This is a genomic window from Endozoicomonas sp. SESOKO3 (assembly GCF_024606255.1).
In genome coordinates this window covers 1-1,443 of the sequence record NZ_JAHHPR010000807.1, presented here as the reverse complement: position 1 = coordinate 1,443, position 1,443 = coordinate 1, and the positions used below count along the sequence as shown (strand labels likewise).

Genomic DNA, 1,443 nt, shown 5'->3' with positions numbered 1-1,443 from the left:
AAAGGTTACTAATAGTTTAGGACGTAATTCCCACATATGTTTCAAATCATCAATTATTAAGCGTTTTGAGCGGCTGGCTCACCATCTGGGCGTTTTTCATGGAGTCGTTACCAAGCACCTTCGTCCTCATCACGGCTGTAGGCGGCAGTTGACATTGGCTCGGAAGTTGACTTCAGAGAAGTTAACAGAAGTTATTGTTAAGCAATGCTTCAACAAACCATTAAAAGTAACTTGGTCGATTCGTTATATGGCAATAAAACCATGGCATACTACATTAAAACGACATTTAAACAGCTAGAGAAGATGATATGCTTGGCAGAGTGCTATGTTACCCAATCGTCAGCGTGCTGTTATTTGTGAGCGGTGTTCTTTTAGCTTCACATAACAGACTTGAAAGATATTCAGATCCTTTTAATCAAGAAAAGCCGGGTTCATACCCTTGGATAGTCCAAATTAGACCTTTCTTCTGCTCTGGTTTTTTAATATCAAATCGACACCTTTTAACTTCTGCACATTGTGTTGCCAGAGAGGCTTTCTATAAAAATCTTAAAGTCCATTTTTTAAATGCATATACTCCATTTAATATTAAAGGGAAGAGGCTGGTACGTAACCCGAAAGCAATTATTGGTAGAATTGATCAATATGATGTGGCGATAATAGAACTTGAGAGCTCAATAGAAATCGATACCCCAAAGTTAGATTTAGAACAATACAACTGTACAGATTTATTTCAAATTATTAATCCAATGGCAGCAGGTTATCAAACAGGGAGTTTTCTTAGATCAGTAGAATTATCGTGGCTAGTGTGCCCAAATAATAGAAATTACTTATACACCTTGAATTACTCTGGCGATGGCAAGGAAGGGAATTCTGGTTCGCCACTTTTTTACTTCAAAGATAATTTTTTCTATGTGTTAGGTTTGCATGAGGGGTCAAGTCTGTATAATGGAAACCCAATTTTTTATATATCACTTTCACATAACAGTGACTTCATAAAGGAATTTCTTGCCTTCTGTACACTTGGTTGTGGTAATGGTAGTTTTTCCCCTTATGCGGTATCGACAAATATTCATAAATGGACATTGGTTCCTCATAATATGGCTATCATGGCTACGTCGGGTTCATATAGTATCAGCTTTCTTTCAGCAGTATTATCTGTCTTGCTATACAAATTGTGAGTAGCGACATAACACAAATGAGTGCGTTCTTCTTGGTTGAGGCTTGTTGTATTGAGCAAATTGATCATGAGTAAAAGTCGGTTGTACTTGCATATCTTTACTTACTCCATTATTCGTTAATTTTACATTTAGATCATTAAACAATTATTAAGTTGCAGATTATTACTAACAAAGTACTAAGAACAGATAACAAAAAATTCAGATGACTGCACCTGCGGCGTGCCCAAAACAAGTGAGCATCCATTCTTAATCAAACTTTTCGAGC

General features: G+C 36.6%; 2 protein-coding genes. Both read left to right on the top strand.

From position 1 onward, the window contains the following. Window positions 1–298: hypothetical protein (locus KDK18_RS14490; RefSeq protein WP_257255643.1), on the top strand; the 298-nt coding region annotated here is incomplete at its 5' end. A gap of 10 nt (window positions 299–308) precedes the next feature. Next, window positions 309–1,178 (top strand): serine protease, encoded by an 870-nt coding sequence (locus tag KDK18_RS14485; protein WP_257255642.1) that lies wholly within the window; start codon window positions 309–311, stop codon window positions 1,176–1,178. Window positions 1,179–1,443: the final 265 nt, after the last annotated feature.

Coding starts and splice junctions, on each gene's coding strand:
- KDK18_RS14485 (WP_257255642.1), top strand. CDS start 309: ATGCTTGGCAGAGTGCTATGTTACCCAATCGTCAGCGTGCTGTTATTT.